This is a genomic window from Flavobacterium sp. N2820 (assembly GCF_025947285.1).
Taxonomy (GTDB): domain Bacteria; phylum Bacteroidota; class Bacteroidia; order Flavobacteriales; family Flavobacteriaceae; genus Flavobacterium.
The window spans coordinates 2,941,502-2,960,620 of the sequence record NZ_CP110008.1 but is presented as its reverse complement, the minus strand read 5'-3'; the positions used below and the strand labels follow the sequence as shown (position 1 = coordinate 2,960,620).

General features: G+C 35.1%; 11 protein-coding genes. 9 read left to right on the top strand and 2 right to left on the bottom strand.

What is annotated here, in order from left to right; all coding sequences use genetic code 11:
• Nucleotides 1-46: 46 nt before the first annotated feature.
• Nucleotides 47-1,885 carry a T9SS sorting signal type C domain-containing protein gene (locus OLM52_RS13825; RefSeq protein ID WP_264549072.1) on the bottom strand — a complete coding sequence of 613 codons (1,839 nt, stop codon included), beginning with the start codon at nt 1,883-1,885 and terminating at the stop codon, nt 47-49.
• 441 nt (nt 1,886-2,326) lie between these two features.
• Here OLM52_RS13825 and OLM52_RS13820 point away from each other — a divergent pair, with 441 nt between their 5' ends.
• The 4 genes from OLM52_RS13820 to OLM52_RS13805 all read left to right on the top strand — a co-directional run bounded on the left by OLM52_RS13820 (nt 2,327) and on the right by OLM52_RS13805 (nt 10,615).
• Nucleotides 2,327-3,757: a hypothetical protein gene (locus OLM52_RS13820; protein ID WP_264549071.1), complete on the top strand. Its 1,431-nt coding sequence runs from the start codon at nt 2,327-2,329 to the stop codon at nt 3,755-3,757.
• 264 nt (nt 3,758-4,021) lie between these two features.
• Nucleotides 4,022-7,993 carry a hypothetical protein gene (locus OLM52_RS13815; protein ID WP_264549070.1) on the top strand — a complete coding sequence of 1,324 codons (3,972 nt, stop codon included), beginning with the start codon at nt 4,022-4,024 and terminating at the stop codon, nt 7,991-7,993.
• A 158-nt stretch (nt 7,994-8,151) separates the two neighbouring features.
• Nucleotides 8,152-9,357, top strand: coding sequence for a proprotein convertase P-domain-containing protein (locus OLM52_RS13810; RefSeq protein WP_264549069.1), 1,206 nt, complete (start codon nt 8,152-8,154; stop codon nt 9,355-9,357).
• A gap of 19 nt (nt 9,358-9,376) precedes the next feature.
• Nucleotides 9,377-10,615, top strand: a complete 1,239-nt coding sequence (locus OLM52_RS13805; protein WP_264549068.1) for a hypothetical protein — start codon at nt 9,377-9,379, stop codon at nt 10,613-10,615.
• 3 nt (nt 10,616-10,618) lie between these two features.
• On the opposite strand, the gene OLM52_RS13800 is transcribed toward OLM52_RS13805, so the two are convergent.
• Entirely contained in the window at nt 10,619-10,945 is a 327-nt protein-coding gene (locus OLM52_RS13800) for a hypothetical protein (RefSeq protein WP_264549067.1), read from the bottom strand.
• Between the two features lie 28 nt (nt 10,946-10,973).
• On the opposite strand from OLM52_RS13800, the gene OLM52_RS13795 reads away from it, so the two are divergent.
• The 5 genes from OLM52_RS13795 (at nt 10,974) to OLM52_RS13775 (ending at nt 19,114) form a co-directional block, all read left to right on the top strand.
• Nucleotides 10,974-11,150, top strand: coding sequence for a DUF5522 domain-containing protein (locus OLM52_RS13795; RefSeq protein ID WP_264549066.1), 177 nt, complete (start codon nt 10,974-10,976; stop codon nt 11,148-11,150).
• Between the two features lie 48 nt (nt 11,151-11,198).
• Nucleotides 11,199-13,181: a urocanate hydratase gene (locus tag OLM52_RS13790; protein WP_264549065.1), complete on the top strand. Its 1,983-nt coding sequence runs from the start codon at nt 11,199-11,201 to the stop codon at nt 13,179-13,181.
• A 66-nt stretch (nt 13,182-13,247) separates the two neighbouring features.
• Complete coding sequence (locus OLM52_RS13785; protein ID WP_264549064.1) at nt 13,248-13,760, top strand: DUF4136 domain-containing protein; 513 nt, start codon at nt 13,248-13,250, stop codon at nt 13,758-13,760.
• 124 nt (nt 13,761-13,884) lie between these two features.
• A complete protein-coding gene (locus OLM52_RS13780; protein ID WP_264549063.1) occupies nt 13,885-18,417 on the top strand; it encodes a T9SS type B sorting domain-containing protein in 4,533 nt (1,510 codons plus the stop codon).
• A gap of 241 nt (nt 18,418-18,658) precedes the next feature.
• On the top strand, nt 18,659-19,114 hold the full coding sequence (locus OLM52_RS13775; RefSeq protein WP_264549062.1) for a hypothetical protein: 456 nt from the start codon (nt 18,659-18,661) through the stop codon (nt 19,112-19,114).
• The last annotated feature ends 5 nt before the right edge of the window (nt 19,115-19,119 follow it).

The window sequence follows — 19,119 nt, the reverse complement described above, 5'->3', positions numbered from 1 at the left end:
AAAAGCAGCTTAAAAAAGCTGCTTTCAAATATACTATAATAAGTTTTTATTTTTTGTAAATAGAAACTTTTTTACTCACATTAACATTATCAGCTGTAGTTACTTTTACAACATATACCCCATCACTTAATGTTCCAGTAGAAAATTGATACGAATCATTCGTTCCTAAGTTTTGTTTATTTAGAATCAATTTACCCGTAATATCATATAGTGTAATTGATTTGATATCTTTTTTATAAGTATTCAAAATAGTTAACAATCCTTGATCATTATTTTGAACTACTGCAAACATGTTATTTGCTTCATCAGGTGTAGTTAACGTTTCATCTGTATTTTTAAAAGTTACTTCGAAACGAGTTCTATCATCACCTGCTGGCAATGACATTTCAAACACACCATCTTTAATATCATAGTAGATATCCGTTGATTTATCATGAATATATACCTTTTGATTTGGATCAAAATCAACTACGTCTTTAACTTGAATTCTAAAAGAAGTTTGTGCATTACATCTAAATCCAACTGGAATCTTTTTATTTATATCAAATTGAACAGCTGTTGCTACATATTCATGAGGCATGTCTGACAAAATGTAATAAAACTCAGCCGCTTCTGAAGAAGGAGATCTACCATCAGCACCATAATCAAAACCATCAGTTGCGGTTTCTAAAAACGCTATAGTTGTTGGTCTAACACCACCTTCGTTATACATTGCATGAATTCTAATGTAGGGAGCTGTACCTTTTTTGATTGTTGTATAATCTGTTCCAGCAACATTTGGAATTTCAGGAAAGTATTCAGAATTTGGATCATATACATCTGTTGAAGCTAAAGTAGCAAGCTTTGCAAATTGAGATTGATTTACAGCACCTTCTCTAACAAATACTCTAAAAGAATTGCGCATTGTTACATTTCCAGATGCAGTTCCCATTACCATAAAACCCTGCCCAACAGGACTAAATCTTCTTTGAAAAAATGTCCCAGGACCAATAGGCACACCTTGATTACCGGCACCGTCATAGGTATAGAATGCTGCAGGAGTATAAATACTTGTACCAGGATTATAAACCCCATACCCGCCTTGATATTGATTCAACATATGTGAATTTACTACAACTTGTTCCCAAAAATAAGCTTGACCATTAATAACAGCCGCATTAGCTGGGTTTAATAAATAAGCATTTAAATCTATTGCACTTGGATAAGGATTTCCCACTAATGTAAAATTTCCAGCAGAAACTGCCACTGGAATAGTACCATCATTTGGTTTTCCTCTAAAATCATATCGTTGACCCCCTGAATTATTTGCAACTCCTTCTGTTGCATCAGCAATTGTTGCATCAGTTCCTGAAACTCCTTTCATTGAAAAACCTTCGCCTGCATTTATTGTGGAAGCAGATCCAACAAAAGCCCATTGCGCATAAGTAGAAGAAGTAACAAATTTCCATATCCAATATGGAGCAATAGCCAAAGGACTTGAAGTACCATTATAGTTTGAGGTAGGTAATATAGTAGCTGCAGTACTAGCCGTTAAACCAGTAGGTCTATATAGTCTTGTAATTCCAAATGGATTATTACCAGCCGCTGCTAAAGGAGCCCCAACAGGTGAACACCAATAATTATACTGAAAATTATTAACCGTTCCTTCTTGAAAAACAGATAAATCTCCAGCGCCAGCATTAGCACCAGCACCAGTACCCCCTTGTAACAATTGAGATGTGTTTCTTAAATAAAAGTTACCCGTGTTTTGAATGTTTACATCTTGTGTAACATACACATACTGGTTGTTAACGAATACGTAACTGCTAGGGGAAACATACATTTGAGCTTTAGCAGTAAAAATAAAGCTCAACAAAGGGACAAATAAAAGGATTTTTCTTATCATAATCTAATGGTTTAGATATATTTATAGTGCACAAATATACGTATATAATGTTATTTTACAATCAATTAAAAAAAAATCTTAAAATCTTGCTATGCTATTAATCTACGAAATTTAAACAAAATTAGTTTTAAAAATAAATAATTTTTTAACTCTACACTAGCTTAGAAGCTATTTAAAGCCAAGATGGATAAGTTTACTTTGGAAATCTCAAGCCAATAAATCCCAAAAAATATAAAAATTAAAATAATCTAGTATAAAGAAAACGAAACGATTTGCAATTCACTTAAAATAGAGACTATTAAAGACAATATATTTAATTAATTCATTTTATCGATGATATGTGTCGTTCGTCGATTAATAACAAAAATTAAGTATTGTGTTAATTTTTTTTTAATACTTTAACAAAATATTTGTATTATCAATAATAAACCCCTACTTATTATGAAAAAATTCTTACTTTTAAGCACAATACTATTCCCTATTAGTATTTTGGCACAAGTTGGCGTTGGCACTACTACACCTGCCGGCGCATTAGATGTGAGCTCATCAACAAATGGTTTGATACCCCCAAGAGTTGCATTAACTGCAACAAATGTTGCTGCACCAGTTGTTAATCCTCAAGGAGGACCTTTGGTTGCAGGAACATTAGTTTGGAATACAGCAACAGCAGGCGTAATACCTAATAATATAATACCTGGAATGTACTATTGGGACGGAACTCGATGGGTTTCGCTTGCAGGATCACCTGGAGGTTTAGATTGGTCTTTATCAGGAAATACAGGAACGAATCCAGCAACAAATTATGTAGGAACTACAGATAATGTACCCTTGATTTTAAGAGCTAATAGCATTGAAAGGATTCGAATGGGTACAACAGAAACTGTTATTAATGAAGATGCTCAAAATTATGATTTTAGAGTTGAAGGTACTGGTGAAACAGAAATGTTTTTTGTAGATGCTAGTACTAATCATGTTCATATTAGAGCAGCATCCCCATTTCCAACGATAGATATGTTTACTGCCGTGAGCACAGCTAATGATTATCCAATTAATGGCTACACTACCGGACAAGGAAATGCAGCTATTTATGGTCAACATAACACATTAGCAACTGCAGGAAACACAAATGTAGCAGGAGCATTTGACGGAATTGGCACTGGGTATTCAACACAACCAGGCTGGAATATTGGCGTAGCTGGAACTGGAGATGAGGCCGGTGTTTATGGTAGCTCTAGCACCTCATCTGGAAATAGACAAGGAGGATATTTTACTACAACTAATGGAACTAGCACACAGTCAATTGCAAGTGTAGCAGGATTTACAACAACCGGAAACGATTATTATGGAGGTTTCTTTGATGGAAATCAAAATACTGGAGATTGGGCTTATGTGGGAATTAGATCAAGTGGTACAAACTATAAAATAATTGGAGGAGGCAGTGTTTCCACTGTTGTTAAAGACGAAAATAACCAAAATAGAGTTTTATTTTGCCCAGAATCACCAGAAATAACATTTACTGATTCAGGAACCGGAAAATTAACTAATGGAATTGCTGAAATTAAAATTGACCCTATTTTATCAAAAAACATTTTTGTAGACGAAAAACATCCTTTAAAAGTTTTTGTACAATTAGAAGGAGATTGTAATGGTGTATATGTTACAGAAAAATCTACAGAAGGATTCATAGTCAAAGAACTTCAAAATGGAAACTCAAATGTTGCTTTCTCTTGGCAATTAATAGCAAGCAGAGCCGATGATAAAAACAGTAATGGCACAGTGATTTCAAAACATGTAGATGTAAGATTTCCTATTGGACCAGAAAAATTAAAATACTCAGAATCTAAATTATCAAAAACACCAAGGGAAAAATAAACCAACCAAAATAAACACGTTCAAAAGAGCTAATTTATTAGCTCTTTTTTATTAGATTACAAACAAGTTAACCACATTTTATACAGCCAACAGGATGTTTATAAAATTTTGATTAAAATTTCACTTAACACAATTTTAAACCCAAAAGAAAACAATCTTATCAACAAAATAACATTTTTTTAACAATTGTTATATTTTTTGTTGTTTTTTAAACAAAAAAAAATACATTTGTAATAATTCTATTAACCCCCTAACTATAAAATCATGAAAAAGAGCCTACTAGAAAGCAATTTTCATACATTAACTATTGTAAAAAACATTAAATTATTTATTCCTCTTTTTGTTATTTTTCTTTTTTCAAATGATTCATTAGCACAAGGTGTGGACTGTTTAAATGCTACTCCAATTATTGTCAATGGTCCTTGTTTAACAAGTACAACTTCAAATATATTAGACACTACACAAGACACTCCATTAGCATCTGGATGCTCGTTTAACACTTTTCGAAGAGAGGGATGGTATTCATTTACAGTTGTTGGAGGCCCACTAAACATAACTATTACAGCTGAGGCAAACAATAGAAATCTATTTCTTCAATTAATTTCCTCAAGTTCTTCATGCGCTGGATTATCACAAATAGGATGTGCTAATGCCGATACTACAAACAATTCATTACAAACAGAAACAATAACTGCCACATTAGGAAATGGTATATATTATGTAAAAGTTATTAACAATGGTGGAGATAACAATATGAGATTGAACAGCATATGTGTGACAAGCGCAGCTTTCTCAGGTTGTACGAATACTGATGCATTTGGAACAGCTACTGCACCCACAAATAACATCCCAGTTGAAATTTCATCATGTCAATTTCAGGATGAATACAGCACTATTAATGGTGTAGTTGCTGGCAATACCTATCTTTTAAGTAATTCATCGGGAGGCTATGTTACCGTTAGATCTGGTACATTTAATGGTCCGGTTGTTGCGAACGGCAATTCTGCTTTAAGTTTTGTAGCTCCAAGCTCGGGAACATTTTATGCGCATTGGAATACAAATGCAAGTTGTGGGACAGCCTCATCTTGTACAACTACAACAATTTCTTGTACTTCATGTGCTGCACCAATTGCACCAATTAATGACAACTGTAGCGGAGCAACTTTACTAACTGTAAATACCGATTTAAGTTGTACAACTACAACAGCTGGAACAGTTGAATCTGCAACAGATTCTGGAGTGAGCAGCAGTTGTTTTGGAACAGATGATGACGATGTATGGTACAGTTTTGTTGCAACAAATACAACACATTACGTAAGTTTATTAAACATTACAGGAAGCACAACAGATATGTATCATGCTGTTTATTCAGGAGCATCTGGTTGTGGAACTTTAGGCGCTGCACTAATTTGTTCAGATGATGAATCTAGTATGGTTTCAGGTTTAACTATTGGACAAACTTATTTCGTTCAAGTATACACTTACACAAGTGCTTCAGGACAAACAAGCTCATTCAATATTTGTATTGGCACACCTTGTAATGGTAATGGACCTGGAACAGGAACCACGACTCTGGGGTGTCCTTCAGTGATTTCTGGTGGTTTAGGACTAAATGGTGCCGATCCAATTCCGTTTGACTGTACTGCAGCTTCAACATGTGTGGATTTAGAAGCTACTTATTTAGATTTAGGAGATACTACTACTTACACTGTTGAATCAATACCTTATGCGCCACCTTATCAATTTGGATGTTTAGCAAATGCGGTTAGTGTAAATACAGACGACGTTTGGTCTCCTGCTATAGGCCTTCCTTTTGACTTTTGCTTCTATGGAACTAGTTATAACCAATGCACAATTGGATCTAACGGAATTTTATCTTTTGATATAACAAATGCAGGAACAAGTAGTGGCTATTCATTTAGTAATAATTTACCAAGTACTACTGGTGCATTATTTGAAAATACTATTTATGGTGTATATCACGATATTGATCCAGGCGCTGGTGGTGAAGTTGGCTGGGAATTAATCACTTTAAATACCGGATGTAGAGCATTAGTTGCTTCATGGAATAACGTACCTATGTTTTCTGACAATTCCATTTTATACACTGGAATGATGGTACTTTATGAAAATACAAATGTAATAGAAGTGTATATTCAAGAAAAAAACATTGACGACAATAATATTACTCCATGGAACGATGGTAATGCAATTGTAGGTATCCTAAACGGTACTGGAACAGCTGCGGTAGTTGCCCCAGGACGTAATGGTTTAGACACCAACTGGACTGCAACCAACGAAGCTTGGCGCTTTGTTCCTGCTGGAACATCTATTACTTCTTTAGCATGGCATGAAGGATCTGGTACCACTGGACCTGTAATTGGCACAACCGATGTAATAAATGTTTGCCCAACTTCAACTACAACATATACTGCAGAAATAACTTATACTTTATGCGATGGCTCTACACTTATTGAAACAGAAGAAACTACTGTAACAGTTAGCGGAAGCAAAGTTTGGGATGGTTCTGTTAGCACAAACTGGAATGACGCCAACAACTGGACTCCTTCGGGCGTTCCTACATTGGCAGATTGTGTTGTGGTGCCCAACACAGCTAATGACCCTATAGTATCTGGCGCAAGTTATGATGCTTTAGGGTTGAATTTAACCATTCAAAATGGAGCCGTTCTAACTGTAAATTCAACAAATGATATCATAATAAATGATTGGGTAAATATCAATGCTGGAGGTGACTTACAATTAAACAATAACGCAAGTTTAATTCAGATAAATAATAACTCAAATACAGGAACTATGCATATGGATAGAACTGTAAATATGCGTAGGTTAGACTATGTATATTGGTCTTCTCCAGTAACTTCATTCGGAAGCAATGCCATTTCCCCTGGTACTTCTGCCGGCTATATTTACAAATGGATACCAACTATTGGAACCAATACAAATGGCTTTGGAAACTGGACTTCCGGTATTGAAAATATGGTTATAGGTAAAGGATATATCGTTAGAGGGCCAGATGCTTTTACGGCTACTCCTGCGCCTTTCACAGCTACATTCATGGGAACTCCAAATAATGGTATAATTACAACCCCTATTTTGAGAGGAACTTGGAACGGAGGAACTTATTTAACAGGAGTTTCAACAACTTTAGGAACAAACTATGATGACAATTGGAATTTAATTGGAAATCCTTATCCATCAGCTGTAAATGCAATTGCTTTTTTAACTGCAAACACAAATATTGATGGATTTATTAAGATTTGGACTCATGGAACATTACCAAGCAGCGCAATCGCTGATCCGTTTTATAATGATTATACCTACAACTACACGCCTGCCGATTATATAACATATAACAGTACAGGAACTTCAACAGGGCCTGGAGTATTTGGCGGAAACATTGCATCTGGACAAGGCTTCTTTGTATCTATGTTACACTCATCAGGTGCAACATCAGAAAATGTTACGTTCAATAATTCAATGAGAAACACATCAAATAGTAATAGTCAGTTTTTTAGAAGTTCATCTGAAATTGGAAACACGAACGAAGGCCGAATTTGGTTAGACTTAATCGATTCTAATGGCATAGCAATTCGTAACTTAGTGGGATATATCAATGGAGCAACAAACAATAGAGATCGATTGTATGATGCTCTTACCGACGAAAAATTGAATTTTAATCTATATTCAAAAATAGGTGCTGAAATCATGACAATACAAGGAAGAAGTTTGCCATTTGATCCAAGCGATTTAATTCCAATGGGAATTAAAGTACCTCAAAACGGAAATTACTCAATAGGGATTGGAGCAATAGATGGACTTTTTACCAACACAAGTCAAGATATCTATTTAGAAGATTTAGAAACAAACATTATACACGATTTAAGACAAAATCCATATAACTTTACCGCAATTGCAGGAGAGTATACAGATCGATTTATACTTCGTTTCACAAATAGCACATTAGGTAATGATGAAATAATAAATGAAGATGCAAATGTATGGGCAATAACTACTAATAATTTATCTGTAAAATCAACAAAAAATACGATGAAAGCTGTTAGAGTATTTGATGTTTTAGGAAGACTTTTAGCGGACTATCAAGAAGTGAATAGCTATGAAATTCCATTAACAAAAATCCAAAAAAATAATGTTGCGCTAATTATTCAGGTCACATTATCAAATGGAACTATCATAAATAAAAAAGTGATTTATTAATTTTTATCTACTTTATTAAAAAAGGCAATCGAATGATTGCCTTTTTTTGTTTTTAATCGACAAAATTAAACACTTCAACTAATTAATTATTAACCACATAATCAATTGAAAAAATAATTATTAGATTGTTCCGCAAAATCATATTAACCCTACTTTTTATGAAAAAATATTTACTTATATTCATATTTTATGGATTTTATGCTACTGCTCAAGTTGGAATAGGAACAACAGTTCCAAATGGCGCACTAGATGTGACCTCCACAAATAATGGATTATTATTACCTAGAATAGGATTAACCTCTACAACAGACGCAGTTACAGTTGTAAATCAAATAACATCAAATCCGCTTGTAAATGGAACCGCAATTTACAATACAGCTACTTCTGGCGTATATCCTAACAATGTAAGTCCGGGTTTTTATTATTGGAATACCAATAAATGGGAACGCATTAATAACGGAACAAAAACTGAATTAGCTACAAACAACACAGTAGCTGCACCAAATTCAAATATGCCAAATACTTATACAGGAAGTAATTCAACGGCAAGCACATTTGATCTCTCAACTCAAACCAGATTAATCACTATTACCGGAGCAACTGGCACTACAACTTTAATAACATGTAATGTACAAATTAGTCATTCATACGCTGCAGATATTGATTTGTACTTACAATCTCCAACTGGTCAAATTATAGAATTATCAACAGATAATGGGCCTTTTGCAGGAACTAACTTTAATGTAACTTTTGCAGATTCAGGCGCAACCAACATTACATCATGGACTACAGGAAATGTTTCAGGAACTTACAGACCAGAAGGCACATTAACAACAGATGTTCTTACACCAACTATTACAACCATGGCTGGATTTAATGGAAATTCTCCGAACGGAAATTGGACATTACACCTCAGAGATGATTTTGCTGCAGATTTTTTAAATTTTATTGATTTTAGCTTAACAATTGAAACAAATTCAACTTCTGACTATCGACTAGTAAGTGAAATTCCCGTAATCTACAAAGCAGGTCATGATGTGTTAATTAACTCGGCATATAGTGCTAATTGTTCTGATAGTAACGGTGTAATTACAGCAATAACAGCCAGCACTTCATCTGCCGGTGCAATTGGAACAGCAGTTACAGATTTAACTTCACCTAGTTATACAAAACTATCATACACATCAAATACTGCAAAATCTATTTCTAAAAATCATTGGTTATCTTCCCGAAACCAAGCAATTTCTTCAGGTCTTACTGACGGCACAACATACTATTATCAACTATGGGCTAAAGGAAACATAGAAACCCCATTATCGTCTAACGAGCAATGGTCAATGGCACCAATTCAATTACAAAAATAAACTACTCAAATTATAATCGATGAAAAAAAATATCTTACTTTTAGTTTTAACACTAATCAGTTCTTTTTCTTATGCTCAAATTGGAATAGGAACAACAGCTCCGGAAGGCGCTTTAGATATAACCTCAGCAAATAATGGATTTCTTCCTCCAAGAATTGCTTTAACATCTACTTTAGACAATACGAGTGTTGTAAATCCAAACACTCCAAATCCGCTTGTTAATGGGACTATAATTTACAATACAGCAACAGCAGGAACAAGTCCAAATAACGTTACGCCAGGTTATTATAGTTGGAGCTCTACTCGTTGGGAAAGAATGGGAAATACTACTAAATCTGAAACATCAAGTTCTTCAACAGTTAGTGAACCAAATATAACTTTTAGTCAAGTTACCACGTCTTTAACAAATAATACAGCTGGTTTTTTTAGTCTTAGCTCGGGTACAAGAGTAATAGCAGCGACAGGATTAACTGGAACAATTACTAATATTACTTGTAATGTTAGGATTGATCAAGAAAGATACTGCAATAACATCGACTTATATCTTCAATCTCCGACAGGACAAATTATTGAACTGACGACAGACCTTGATCCTACTTTTGACAATGGTGCTGGTAATATAATAACATTTGATGTAACCTTTTCAGATGCTGGCACAGTCAACATTTCAACAGTTTCTGGAGCGGCTACAATTACAGGAACTTACCAACCAGAAGGATCTTTAACTACTGATGTAATTACGCCAACAATCACCGCAATGAATGGATTTAACGGAGTATCACCTAATGGAAACTGGACTTTAACGATTAGAGACGATCAAAGCGGTGGCGGAAACGAAATGTTTTTCATTAGCTATACCTTAAATATCACTACTGCAATAGCAACCAACTACAGATTAGTAAGCGAAACTCCAATAGTATACAAAGCTGGTCACGATGTAATTGTAAACACTACTTATAGCGCCAATTGTTCAGATAATGAAGGTGCAATTACGGCAATTACTAGAACAACAACTTCTGCTGGAGCAATTGGAACTACAGCAACAAATTTATCAGCTTATACACAATTATCATACGCATCAGATTCTCCTATTCAAGGTTCTGGAAACTATTGGATGAACACCTTTAACCAAACCGTGTCAAATGGATTGACCGATGGAACAACCTATTATTATCAGCTATGGGTAAAAGGAAATGTTGAAACACCAACAACTTCTAATGAACAATGGTCAATGATTCCAATGCAGGTTCAAAAATAGTAATTAAAAATACCTCAAAAACCTCCAAAAAGACCTTGACTTTAAATACTCAAGGTCTTTTTCATTGGCATAAGCTTCTTTCTCAAATGATATAGAATAGTAGGCCTTTTTTCTATTTCTAAATTGAAGCAATCGAATTAAATATTCAATAAAATACCAAAGGTAAAATGGCACAATTAACAACTCCAATTGCTGTCTAATATGGATTTTTTCATGATTAATAAAAACCTCATTCAACCTATCATCCTTATCTGCTAAAAAAACAAACGGATAAAATGTTAAACCTCGAAAACCTTTTGGTATTAAATATTTAAAAACTAGTAGTATCATTTGATGCAAAGTTGCTAAATTTGTACTTATGAATGAAGATTTAAATCCGAAAAATTTAAAAGAAGGAGAAGATTACTATTTAACTCCTGAAGGCTATCGCTGTTTCACAGAAAAATATCATTTAAAACGTGGTTATTGTTGCAAAAGCGGCTGTAGACATTGTCCATATGGATTTGACAAGAAAACGGGAACAACAAAAAAGTAATCAGTATTCCGTTAAAAAAATATACAACATTACAATATACATCAAAAAATGACTTTTCAAGAACAAATACTACAAGGAATTCCATCGATTTTACCAAATCCAAAACCGTATGAGGCCGAAATAAATCATGCGCCAAAACGAAAAGAAATTCTTTCTGACGAGGAAAAAAAATTAGCCTTAAAAAATGCTTTACGCTATTTTGAACCTAAACATCATGCCGAATTACTTCCCGAATTCAAAGCCGAATTAGAAACCTACGGAAGAATTTACATGTACCGTTTGCGACCTGATTATAAGATGTACGCACGACCAATTTCAGAATATCCTGGAAAATGCGAACAAGCAAAAGCTATTATGTTGATGATTCAAAATAATTTGGATTATGCCGTTGCACAACATCCACATGAACTAATAACTTATGGTGGAAATGGTGCTGTTTTTCAAAATTGGGCACAGTATTTATTGACCATGAAATATTTGGCAGAAATGACCGATGAACAAACTTTAGCCATGTATTCTGGTCATCCAATGGGATTATTTCCATCACATAAAGAAGCGCCAAGAGTGGTTGTTACAAACGGAATGGTAATTCCAAATTATTCCAAACCAGACGATTGGGAAAAAATGAATGCTCTAGGAGTTTCGCAATACGGACAAATGACTGCAGGAAGTTATATGTATATCGGTCCACAAGGAATTGTTCACGGCACTACAATTACCGTTTTAAACGGATTCCGAAAAATAAAAAAATCCCCAAAAGGTGGATTATTCGTAACTTCTGGATTGGGAGGAATGTCTGGCGCACAACCAAAAGCAGGAAATATTGCCGGTTGCGTTACTGTTTGTGCAGAAGTAAATCCGAAAATTACACACATTCGTCATTCACAAGGTTGGATTAATGAAGTAATTGAAAACATTGACGAATTAGTTCCAAGAGTTAAAAACGCTCTAGCAAATAATGAAGTGGTTTCCATTGCTTATCTCGGAAATGTAGTTGATGTTTGGGAGCGATTTGACCAAGAAAACCTGCATATCGATTTAGGTTCCGATCAAACTTCATTACACAATCCTTGGGCTGGAGGTTATTATCCAATTGGTTACACATTCGAAGAATCTAACGATTTAATGGCCAATAATCCTGATAAATTCAAGGAAGAAGTTCAAAAAACATTGCGTCGTCATGCGGCTGCAATTAATAAACATACCAAAAAAGGAACGTATTTCTTCGATTACGGAAATGCTTTTTTACTTGAAGCTTCGCGTGCTGGGGCTGATGTTTTTGCAGAAAACCACATCGATTTCAAGTACAATAGCTACGTTCAAGATATTATGGGACCAATGTGTTTCGATTACGGATTTGGTCCATTCCGATGGGTTTGTGCTTCAGGAAATCCCGAAGATTTAGCCAAAACCGACAAAATCGCTTGTGATGTTCTTGAGGAAATGATGAAAAATTCTCCAGAGGAAATCCAACAGCAGATGGCCGATAACATCCAATGGATAAAAGGCGCGCAAGAAAATAAATTGGTCGTTGGCTCACAAGCAAGAATTCTGTATGCTGATGCCGAAGGAAGAATTAAAATTGCAGAAGCTTTCAATCAAGCCATTGCAAAAGGAGAAATAGGATATGTTATTTTAGGACGAGATCATCACGACGTTTCAGGAACCGATTCGCCTTATAGAGAAACATCTAACATTTATGACGGTTCACGATTTACTGCAGATATGGCTATTCAAAACGTTATCGGAGATAGTTTTCGAGGCGCTACTTGGGTTTCCATTCACAATGGTGGAGGCGTTGGTTGGGGCGAAGTAATTAATGGTGGTTTTGGTATGGTTCTTGATGGTACTAAAGAAGCATCTAAACGATTAGAGTCGATGCTTTTTTGGGATGTAAACAACGGAATTTCAAGAAGAAGTTGGGCAAGAAACGAAGGAGCTATTTTTGCAATAAAAAGAGCCATGGAGACGCAACCTTTATTGAAAGTTACCATCCCTAATATAGTTGAAGACCAGTTGTTAGATTTTTAGATTTTTTTTAGAATTATCTAATAAATCTAACGATTTAAAAGTTCTAATAATCTTAAATTCTATAAAATGAAAACATTAAAATTACTTTCGATACTTTTGATAGCAACTTTAGCTTCTTGTAGTTCAGTTAGAGTAAATGCTGATTATGACAAAAAAGCCGTTTTTACAAATTACAAATCCTATGCTTATTTAAAAAATGGTATTGATAAAGCTGAAATTTCAGATTTAGATAAAAAAAGAATCCTTTACTCAATTGACGAAGTAATGTCTGCTAAAGGATTTGTTAAATCAGAAAACCCTGATGTGTTAATCAGTATTTTTACGAAAGAAAGAGAACGCGTTGATATTTACAACAATATGGGATTTGGCTGGGGCTGGAATCCTTATTGGGGCATGGGATATTCTAACGTAACCACCTCTCAAGAGGGAAGCCTTTTTATTGATATTATCGATGCGAAAACGAAAGAATTAGTTTGGCAAGGTGAAGGAACTGGCTCTCTTACAAAAAACACAGACAAAAAAGACGCTCGAATTAAAGAATTTGTTTCTAAAATTTTAGAGCAATATCCTCCAAAATAAGAAAAAAAACAAAAGGTGTAAAGTAAAATTTACACCTTTTTTAATAATATTAATTTTTTAATAATATTAGAATCTTTCGCTTTTCGTAACTTTGTGCCGCTTTTCAAATTAAGCCGCAATTAGAATGAAATTTTATAAGATTTTACCCTTATTAATCACCTTTTTTTTCTTACCAAATAACTCTTTCTCTCAATGTTTTGAAATCGAAAGCATTTTAGTTGATGCTTGTGATGACGGAACCAATGAAGGTTACAATGAAATGTTTCGTATGAAAATTGGAGCGACTCCACTAAACACAAGTACTTTAAACATCAATTGGCCCGCTCAAACTTGGCTAGGATTAGTGCAAAATGCAACCACAGCCTCAAAAGTTAATCAACTAAATACCGCTATTGCTGCGGCTGGAGGTTGCGGTCAAATTTTAGAACCTATTGGAGGAGTTCTGCCCGCTAATTCAACAGCAATTGTTGTTACAAGCCCAAACTTAGACACAACATTAAACTCTTTCGGGGCATTGACTTCAAATATTTATATGCTATTTCAAGACACCCCTTCAAACCCAAATGCAGGTCACTTCGGAAATTATAACGCTACTCCTGCTACACGAACTTTAAGTGTTACATTTGGAGGAAGCTGTTCTGATAGTGTAACATATCAAAGAGCCAATTTAATTAATATTTTTGGTGCGGTTGGAGGAGCAATATCTGATCTAAATGGTTCAACTGTAAATTTTAGTCCAACTGGAACTCCAACCTATGTAAACAATGGTTGTACAGCACCAATACCTCCTTTTACTGTAGAAGCTGGAACAACACCATTAACTGCTTGTCCGGGACAAACTATTAATTTATCAGGGACTGCTCAAGGTCAAACAAGTATAGCCTGGTCTGCTCCTATTGGAAGTTTTTCTAATTCAAGTAACTTAGTTACAAATTACACAATTCCAACTACTGCCATATCAGGCAGCACAATAACTTTAACTCTAACTGTTACAAATGTTTGTAATACCTCACTTTCTGATAATATAGTAATTAACATTAGCGGAAGTACATTATCCTTATCTAGTGCAATTGGAACAACTAATCAATCCATTTGTTCTGGAACTGCTATTGCACCTATTCAATATACTTTTGGTGGTGGTGCAACTAGTGCAACGGTTTTTGGTTTACCAACTGGTGTAACAGCTTCGACTTCTGGAAATGTAGTTACCATTAGCGGAACTCCTTCAGCTGATTTTTCTTATAATATTGATACCGTAGGCGGTTGTGGTTCGGTTAGTTTGAATGGAACTGTATCGCTTTCAAACAATGCAACGCTAACTTTAGACTCTGCGAATAACAATCAATCCATTTGTTCTGGAACTGCTATTGCACCTATTCAATATACTTTTGGAGGTGGCGCAACTAGTGCAACGGTTTCTGGTTTACCAACTGGTGTAACAGCTTCGACTTCTGGAAATGTAGTTACCATTAGCGGAACTCCTTCAGCTGATTTTTCTTATACTATTAATACCGTAGGCGGTTGTGGTTCGGTTAGTTTGAATGGAACTGTATCGCTTTCAAACAATGCAACGCTAACTTTAGACTCTGCGAATAACAATCAATCCATTTGCTCTGGAACTACTATTGCACCTATTCAATATACTTTTGGAGGTGGCGCAACTAGCGCAACGGTTTCTGGTTTACCAACTGGTGTAACAGCTTCGACTTCTGGAAATGTAGTTACCATTAGCGGAACTCCTTCAGCTGATTTTTCTTATACTATTAATACCGTAGGCGGTTGTGGTTCGGTTAGTTTGAATGGAACTGTATCGCTTTCAAACAATGCAACGCTAACTTTAGACTCTGCGAATAACAATCAATCCATTTGTTCTGGAACTGCTATTGCACCTATTCAATATACTTTTGGAGGTGGCGCAACTAGTGCAACGGTTTCTGGTTTACCAACTGGTGTAACAGCTTCGACTTCTGGAAATGTAGTTACCATTAGCGGAACTCCTTCAGCTGATTTTTCTTATACTATTAATACCGTAGGCGGTTGTGGTTCGGTTAGTTTGAATGGAACTGTATCGCTTTCAAACAATGCAACGCTAACTTTAGACTCTGCAAATAACAATCAATCCATTTGTTCTGGAACTGCTATTACACCTATTCACTATACTTTTGGTGGTGGTGCAACTAGCGCAACGGTTTCTGGTTTACCAACTGGTGTAACAGCTTCGACTTCTGGAAATGTAGTTACCATTAGCGGAACTCCTTCAGCTGATTTTTCTTATACTATTGATACCGTAGGCGGTTGTGGTTCGGTTAGTTTGAATGGAACTGTATCGCTTTCAAACAATGCAACGCTAACTTTAGACTCTGCAAATAACAATCAATCCATTTGTTCTGGAACTGCTATTACACCTATTCACTATACTTTTGGTGGTGGTGCAACTAGCGCAACGGTTTCTGGTTTACCAACTGGTGTAACAGCTTCGACTTCTGGAAATGTAGTTACCATTAGCGGAACTCCTTCAGCTGATTTTTCTTATACTATTAATACCGTAGGCGGTTGTGGTTCGGTTAGTTTGAATGGAACTGTATCGCTTTCAAACAATGCAACGCTAACTTTAGACTCTGCGAATAACAATCAATCCATTTGCTCTGGAACTGCTATTGCACCTATTCAATATACTTTTGGAGGTGGCGCAACTAGCGCAACGGTTTCTGGTTTACCAGCAGGTGTAACAGCTTCGACTTCTGGAAATGTAGTTACTATAAGTGGTACGCCAACATCAGCAACAGCTGCGACTTTTAATTATACAATTACGGCTACAGGAAGTATTTGTGGTACACCGAGTTTATCGGGCAGTATTACTCTTACAAACGGAATTGCACCAATTTTCACGCAAGCAAATGCGGTTTGTGATGGAGTAACAATAAATTTACCAACTACATCAACCAATGGTATTACAGGTGCATGGCAACTTATAAGTTCTACACCAACCGATGCAACATATGAGTTTACACCCGATGCAGGACAATGTGCATTGAATACACAAATGACCGTTCAAATATATCCACGCCCGGTGGTAACAGCTACTGTTTTACCAAGTACAGGTGTTCTTTGTTCAGGAGATGTTGTAGATATTCAATTGAGCAGTAATGTTCCTGGGGCTATTTTTTCATGGACCTCTAGTAGTGCAACAGTTACAGGTCATTCATCATCAGTAGTTGGTTCTACCGATACGTTTATCAACCAGACTTTGGTTTTAAATTCAGGAATTACAGGAACAGGAGAGGTTGTTTATGGAATAGTTGCAGAGGCCAATGGATGTGTTGGGGAAACAGTTTTCGTTACGATTTCAGTAAATCCTATACCCGATGTTACGGTAACCGGTGATGGCCAAACGATTTGTTCTGGCGAGACGACAAATATTTCTTTTGAGGGCACAGTAAACAATACCGTTTTCACATGGGTTGTTCAAAGTAGCACAGGAGTTTCAGGCGCATCAAATGGATCAGGAAGCTCAATTGCACAAGTATTGGAAACAACAGGATTATCTCAAGGCGTTGTTGTGTATCAAGTAACACCAAGTTTAAATGGTTGTGTAGGTGCATCTGCGACAATTACAGTATATGTTAATCCAATTCCGGAGTTATTTGGAAGTCCAAACCATCCAGAATTATGTAGTGGTGTGGGTAGCACGTTTATCAATTTCTCTACCTTTAATGCCAACACCATATTTACATGGACCGTGAATCAAGTAGGAGTAACAGGGGCAACCGCTGATACAAGTACAGGATCTACATTATTAATAGAGCAAGTATTAGAAACAACAGGTAACACACAAGGTTATGTTGATTATGTAATTACGCCAACATTAAATGGATGTTCAGGTACCTCAGTTACGGTTCGAGTTTATGTAAATCCTTTACCGCAGCCTGTTTTAGCAGATGGAACAATATGTGTTGATGCAGCAGGAGTTACCTTCCAGACGTATTTATTAGACACAGGTTTAGATGCAAGTATGTATGATTTTGTTTGGTATATTGATGGAGTTGCTCAAGCAAATTCAGATGCAGCCACATTTACAGCCTCAGTTGTGGGTGTTTATAGTGTTATAGCAACCAATTCGGTTACGAATTGTGTTTCAGAAGAAGAGTTTGCAGCAGTTACTGCTACTACACCAGCAGATTCGTTTACCACATTGGTAACCGATGCATTTTCAGACAATGCAACAATCACAGTAACCGTTTCAGGTGGTTCAGGTACTTTGTTGTATCAATTAGATGAGGGTTCTTTCCAATCATCAAATATTTTTACAGGAGTAAGCGCAGGAGAGCACACAGTTACAGTAATAGATAGTGAAGGTTGTACATTTATAACACAAAACGTAACAGTGATTGATTACCCAAAATACTTTACACCAAATGGCGATGGTCACAACGACACGTGGAATATAGTAGGAATGAATCAAGCAGATGCGAAGTTGTATATTTTTGATAGATACGGAAAGTTAATCAAACAATTAAGTGCAACGGACACAAGTAACGGATGGGATGGAACCTATAACGGACAACAATTACCATCTACAGATTACTGGTTTACACTAGACTACACTGAAAATGGAGCTGCAAAACAATTTAAAGCACATTTTTCAATGAAAAGATAAGAGAAAATAAAAAATTAAATATAAAAAAGGGGACTCAATTGAGTCCCCTTTTTTATATTTAAAAACATATGTTAATTAAAAGTTAATCAAATTGTTTGTTTTTTAACAAAAAAATATTAAATTGTCGCATATTTAACCGATGAAAGTTATAAAAATCCGATAAATAGCGATTTAAAAAAGAAATAATTTATCTGCTTTTAATTCTAAACAACCCTATTATTAACCAATAATATTTATATACATGAAAATAGTATTAATGAATATGTTAGCTTTTTTTTACATTATTTTATTTTTAAATGACACTAATTCTTTAAAGATTTATAATCAAAATAAAGAAGTCTCTAGTAGCAATTTTTATTCTGATGAGCAAATAGAAAATTTTATAAGGGAGGTTTTTTTGAATTATTCAGATGAATTAGTTTTTAATTCAAATTCTCAACGTTACGAACTAATTAAGGACTTTTTAAACAATCGGTTTAAAATAGAATATCGACCAGAATATAAGGGCAAAAATTTTAACTTGTTATCTAGTGTAAGTATAAACAATAAGTATAATACTAATTTAAAAATAGATACTAAAATTGACTTAGTTACATTCAATCCATTGAAATATAATTTTTTAATGAATTCAAGGACAAAACACATATATAGAGTTGATAATACCGATTTTATAATTACAATTTTACCCATAAATTAGCATTT